The following is a 5,702-nucleotide window of genomic DNA, read 5'->3' on the forward strand; positions in this document are numbered from 1 at the left end:
GTGCCGGTGGTGGGTGCCGGCCGGGCGGGTGCCGCCGGCCGGTGGGCGCCGGGGCGTTGCGGCGGCGGCACCGTCAGCGGGGTCAGGCTCCAGGCCAGGGCCGCGCGGGTCCGGGCGGGGGCGAGGATGCGGGTCCGGGTGCGCAGTGCGGGCCGGGGCGCGGTGCGGAGCAGGGCCGGGCCGGCGGCGTCGATCGCGTCGAGCTGGGCGCGCAGCAGGGCGGCCATCGTGTGCAGCACCGTGGCGGGGCCGGGGTGCATGCCGCGGGTGAGGGACTCCTGGGTCACCCACCGGCGGGCCAGGCCGGTCAGGTGCGTGACCAGGGCGGCGACGGCGGGGCTCCAGCGGCGCTGCGCCAGGTCGGCCGCCGAGCCGGGGTGGAGGTCGAGGGCCTCGGCGGGCACCAGGAGGTCACCCTGGGCGAGGTCGGCGGCCAGGTCGGTGAGGATGTCGGTGAGCCGGACGCCGTCGAGGAACTCCTCGTAGGTCTCCCGGGTGTCCAGACGCAGGGCCACGGGGACACCGGCCCGGTCGAAGACCGTGCGGACCAGGCCGAACCAGGGCAGGAGGTTGTCCCGGCCCCAGGTGCGCCACTCGGCCCAGTCGGTGAAGTGCCTGCCCCCGGTGTCGTCCTGGACCTGGGCCATGGCGTCCCGCAGCTCGGACAGGTCCAGGCGCCAGCGGTTCGCGGTGTCCACCAGGGCGCGGCGGACCGGGTCCGGGCTGGATCCGGTGGGCAGTTCGCGGTGCAGGGCGGCGATCCAGGCCCCGACCCGGGCGGCCCGTTCGGCGGCGGGCGCGGTGCGGTCGTCGCCCAGGTCGTCCAGGGCGTTGGCGGCGGCCCACAGGGCGTGCAGCGCCGGGCGCAGGGCCGCGGGCACCAGCTGGATCAGCGCGTACTCCGCCGGGTCCTCGTCCTTCGTCCGGCGCCGGCACAGGCGGTAGGCCGCCCGCAGGCCCGGGTCGTCGCCGGTCACCGGGGGTCCGGCCGGGCCGGGTGGTGTGGAGGTCGCTTCTCGGTCTGCCGGCACTGTGGTCGCGGGGGGCACGTCGCTCACACCCAGGACGATACGTCCTGGTTCTGCGCGGTGATCACAGGGTCTGGGCGCGCGTCAGCGCCTGACGTCACGGGCCCGGTCCCGGATCCCGGCGCACGGCCTCGGTGATGCCGGCCCGGGCCGCCTCGAGCTGAGCGGCGAACGCGATGCCGAGGAACAGGACCACACCGGTCAGGTTGGCCCACAGCAGCAGGGCGACGAACGCCGTCAGCGGCCCGTACACCGCGCCGAAGGAACCGCTCCTGGCGACATAGAGGGCCAGCAGCCAGGTGGCCGTGATCCACAGCACCAGATGGACCGCCGAGCCGAACGCCAGCCAGGTGTAGCCCGGTTGGTCCCGGCGGGGGGCCCAGCGGAAGATCACCGCAGAGGCGACCCAGGCGAGCACCACGCCCAGGGGCACGTCGAGGGCGCCCCACCAGTCGAGCCCGGTGCGGGACCAGCCGAGGGCCTCCACCACCGCACTGCCGACGGCGTCACCGGCCACGAGCACGAGAAACCCCAGGACCATCGGCATGCCCGCGGCGAGGGCGAGGAGCAGGGAGCGGCCGTACTTGGCCAGGAAGGACCGGTCGCGCTCGATGCCGTAGATGCGGTTGGCGCCCCGCTCGACCTGGGCCATCGCCGAGGCCAGGTTGAGCACGGCGAAGGCCAGGCCCGTCCACATGGCGACAGCGCCCCAGACGCCGGAACCGGCGCTGCGCTCGGTGCCGTCGAGGGCGTCCTCGATCAGCTCCGCGCTGGCGCCGGGCACGATCCGGCCGAGGGTGAGTTCGATGATCCGCCCCACGCTCTCGGTGTGCACGGTGGTGGCGACGCCGACCAGGGCGATGGTGAACGGCACCATGCCGAGGACCACCTGGAAAGCGAGGGAGCGGGAGTTGCTGAAGCCGTCGGCGTAGCGGAACCGGGTGAACGCGTCGACGAGCAGCCGGCGGCCTCCGTAGCGCCGCAGCGCGGTGAACGCCTCGTCTCCGGAGAGTTCCTCCCCGATCATGTCCCGAGTCCGGAGGTGAGCGCCGGGCGCTCACGCTCACCGCGAACCTCGCCGGAGGTGAGCGCGCTCATGTCGGGGTGAGCGTGCTCGGTTTCCTCCAAGCGCTCGATGGCGTGAGCGTCCTCGGGGGTGAGCGTGTCGGCGAGCGCGGCGGGCGCGCTACCGAGCTTGAGCGTCATCCGCTGCTCCAGCGGAGCCTTCCACCGCCACAGCAGACCGTGCTCTTCCTTGAGTTGCGCTCGCAGGTAGGTCTCCTGCTGGAGCCGGGTGAGCGCGTCCTCGTAGGAGGTGATCTCCCAAAGGATCATCCGGCGGCGCAGCCGCGCGGTGGGGATCGGAGCGAGGATCCAGCGGGAGCGGCGCACGGTCTCCATCCGCTTCTTGCCGGTGACCGCGCCGATCCGCGTGGCGTACACGTGGGAGGCGATCTCCGAGAAGACGACCCACAGAAGCGTGAGGGCCGCGTGTCCCAGACGCCCCGAGGTGCTGTCCGAGGCGTTCCAGTTGAGGTAGACGGTCACTGCCGTCAGCGCCCTGGGCACCCAGCGGATCCAGCGCAGCTCCATGCCCATGCGGATCAGGACCAGGCTGGCGCCGGTGAAGGCCGGGATGGCGACGTCGATGCCGACCGGCAGCAGCCACGGCCACTCCCAGCCCCACCCGGCCGCCTTGGTCTCCAGCGCGGTGTAGGAGGACAGCAGACCGAGGGTGGAGACGACGGCGGCCGCGAGGACGATCGCGACGACCAGCACCAGTTCCTGCCCGGACAGCGGCGGGACCCCGCCGGCGGGCCGGGCGTCGGCCCGTGCCTTGCGGCGGGCGGCGCGCGACTCGGTCCGGATCTCGCGGCGGCGGGCCCGCTGCACGGTGCGCTGCGTTGCCGCCTCGAGGACCCGGTCCGCTTCTGCTCGGGCCTGGGCAGCGGCGGCCTGGTCGGCCGTGGCCTTGGCCGCCGCCTCCCGGGCCGTCTTCGCGTCGGCTTCGGCCTGCTCGCGCAGCCGGGCGACGTCCTTGTCGGCGGCGGCCCGCAACTCCTCAGCGGACGTGCGGGCGTCGGCCAGGGCGCGGTCGGCGTCCTGGCGAAGGCCGGCGGCGACCTTCTCGGCTCCGGCCCGCATCTGCACGGCCTGGTCGTCGGCGCTCTCGCGCATCCGGTCGGCCTCACCCCGCGCCCGTTCCAGCACCTGTTCGGCGTCGGTGGTGGCGCGGGTGCGGGTCTCAGCCGCGGTGCGCTCCGCAGCCGCGAGCAGCTCGGTGCGCTTGGTCTCCGCGTCGGCGAGGGCCTTCCTGGCTGCCTGCGCGGCCTCGGTGCGGACCTGCTCAGCCTGCGCGGCCGCCGTGGTGGTGACTTCCTCCGCCTGGCGGCGCGCGTCGGCGAGGACCTGGTCGGCCTCACCGGCCGCCGTCGTCGCGACGGTGTCGGCCTCGCGGCGGGCGTCGGCGAGCAGCTGCTCCGCCGCCGCTTCGGCGGCGGCCCGGACCTGGTCGGCGTCGGCGGCCGCCGTGGTGGCGGCCTCAGCGCGGACCCGGTCGGCTTCCTTCATCGCGTCAGCGATGATCTGCGCCTGCTCAGCGTTGACCGCCTCGGTGAACGAGGCGGCCTCGATACGGGCGCCTTCCATCAGTTCGGCGGCGAGCACCTGGCCGTCGGCGAGGATGCGGGCCGCGTCGTCGGCGGCCAGGTCCCGGAGGTCGGCGGCGCGGTCGGCGGCGTCGGCCAGGACCGGGTCGGCCTCCGGGTACACGACCGGAGCGGTGGTCTCGGGGGCGGCGGCCTGGGCGGGGATGGAAGCCGGCGGCGTCGACGTCTTGGCGCGCCCGTTGGTACGGGGCTTCGTAGCCGCTGCGGGCTGGCGCCTGCGACGGGGGGTCTTGGTGTTGGCCACGGGGTGTCCTTTCTTCCGGGCGCCTCCGTGAGAAGGGGCACCGTGGATCAGTGGCAGTCGGTAGGGTCGTGACCAGGCCCTCCGGGGCCCCGGCAGCTCAAATGCCGGGGACTCGGGGGGCCGTTCTGCCGTGGGCAGTCGGTCAGTGCTGGGTGTGCAGGATCGCGGCCGCCGCGCTGGTCTTCCCGCTGCCGGACGTGCCCCCGATGAGCGCGTGGGCGTCCGTGAGCCGGAAGGACAGCGCCCCGTCGGTGGGGCGGTGCGGGGTGACGATCCGGCCGTCGGGGAGCAGGTCGCCGGTGTCGTCGAAGACCAGGACGCCGTTGCACAGCAGGCTCCAGCCCTGCTCCGGGTGGCTGGCCACGGCGTGCGCGGCCTCGCGGTCCGGGCTGTCGGCGGTCGGGCACTTCGGGGTGTGCGTGCACAGCGAGTCCGGCAGCCGAGTGGTGTTGGTGGTGGTCGTCGCGGTGTCGAGCTGGGTGCTGCGCTGCATGAGCTCTCCTGGCGAGGGGAAGCGAGCCCGAGACTTTCCCAGGCTGCAGACGTGCGAAAGGCCGGCCGCCCGTACGGCGGGCGGCTGGCCTGGTGGAACAGCGTGATGCGGGCGGGGAGTTGGCTGTCGCTCCCGTACGGCGGGCGTCAGGCGGAGGCGGCCGCGGCGCGCTTGCGGGCCGCGCGACGCTGGAGGGAGCGGCGCTCCTTCTCGGACAGCCCGCCCCACACGCCCGCAGCCTCGCCCCGCTCCAGCGCGCCCTGGAGGCAGCTCTCGATCAGGGGGCAGCGGCGGCAGACGGCCTTGGCCTCCTCGATCTGGAGCAGCGCCGGGCCGGTGTCGCCGATGGGGAAGAACAGCTCGGGGTCCTCATCGGCGCAGGCCGGACGGGGCCGGACCGGTGCGTCGGTGGAGACGGGCGCGTAGGCGTGGCTGCGGACGACGGCGACGGACACTCGCATCTTCATTTGGGCCTCCCGAAAGATCCGTGAACGAGGCAGCCCCGGGCGGTATCCCCGGGGCTGTCTCAGGTGTTGGCGGCGGGCTGAACTACCTGGCGATGTGGCAGCGGATCTGCTTGCCGACCGGCGAGGACACGACGTCCCAGCCGGGCGCCAGCAGGTCCAGCAGACCCAGGCCGCGCCCGGACTCCGCGGTCTCGCTGTCCATCGCCACCGCGCTGCGGTGCGGCAGCAGATCGGCGGCGGGGTCGTGCACGGTCACCTGGACGCTGCGCCCGGTGACGTACACCTCTACGACCAGCGGCACGTGATCACCGCAGGCCCTCACCGCGTTGCCGAGCAGCTCCGAGACGAGCCACTCAGCGGTGTCGGCGGCCGACTGGCCGGCCCCGTATGCCTTCAGCACCGACACGGTCATACTGCGCACCGTGCTGAAGGCGAACTGGGAGGCCGTGATGTGGGCGACGAAGCCACGGTCGCGGTGCTGGACGTACAGGCCGGGAACGCAGGCCGGAAGCGTCGGCCGCTGCGAACGGCGCTGGTCGTTCATGCGGGCCCGGCGCAACATGTCGTCCATGTCCGGGCTGCTGTCTTCCCGTGCACCACGAGGCGCGGGGGATGTCATGATGGGACTCAAGGTTTTTCCTCTCACGGAGTGACCTGCTGAACGGCCCTGGGGCGGAATCCCGGGGCCGCTCGTTTTGGCTGGTCGTACGAGCAGCCACGGCCCCGGCCGCCCCATCGATGTGGGGGCCGCGGTGGTCATCAGGGGCGAGTCCTTGAGCTTCACGCCCCAGCGGGCCCGCA

5 protein-coding genes and 1 pseudogene are annotated in these 5,702 nt (G+C 74.0%); all 6 read right to left on the minus strand.

Going from position 1 to position 5,702, the window contains the following annotated elements; all coding sequences use genetic code 11:
* On the minus strand, positions 1–1,058 hold a 1,058-nt coding region (locus ABZ281_RS34880), incomplete at its 3' end, for a squalene/phytoene synthase family protein (RefSeq protein ID WP_356662072.1).
* A gap of 67 nt (positions 1,059–1,125) precedes the next feature.
* Complete coding sequence (locus tag ABZ281_RS34885; RefSeq protein ID WP_356662074.1) at positions 1,126–2,055, minus strand: YihY/virulence factor BrkB family protein; 930 nt, start codon at positions 2,053–2,055, stop codon at positions 1,126–1,128.
* Positions 2,052–3,941 (minus strand): DUF2637 domain-containing protein, encoded by a 1,890-nt coding sequence (locus tag ABZ281_RS34890; RefSeq protein ID WP_356662076.1) that lies wholly within the window; start codon positions 3,939–3,941, stop codon positions 2,052–2,054. The genes ABZ281_RS34885 and ABZ281_RS34890 overlap by 4 nt, the downstream gene beginning before the upstream one ends.
* 253 nt (positions 3,942–4,194) lie before the next feature.
* Positions 4,195–4,368 (minus strand): annotated as a pseudogene (locus ABZ281_RS34895) (DUF5999 family protein); the annotation flags it as partial.
* A gap of 212 nt (positions 4,369–4,580) precedes the next feature.
* Positions 4,581–4,901: a WhiB family transcriptional regulator gene (locus ABZ281_RS34900; protein WP_356662078.1), complete on the minus strand. Its 321-nt coding sequence runs from the start codon at positions 4,899–4,901 to the stop codon at positions 4,581–4,583.
* A gap of 82 nt (positions 4,902–4,983) precedes the next feature.
* Positions 4,984–5,472, minus strand: coding sequence for an ATP-binding protein (locus tag ABZ281_RS34905; RefSeq protein ID WP_356662080.1), 489 nt, complete (start codon positions 5,470–5,472; stop codon positions 4,984–4,986).
* Between the last annotated feature and the right edge of the window lie 230 nt (positions 5,473–5,702).

The sequence above is a fragment of the Streptomyces sp. NPDC006265 genome, from assembly GCF_040613555.1.
In the GTDB taxonomy this organism is placed as follows: domain Bacteria; phylum Actinomycetota; class Actinomycetes; order Streptomycetales; family Streptomycetaceae; genus Streptomyces.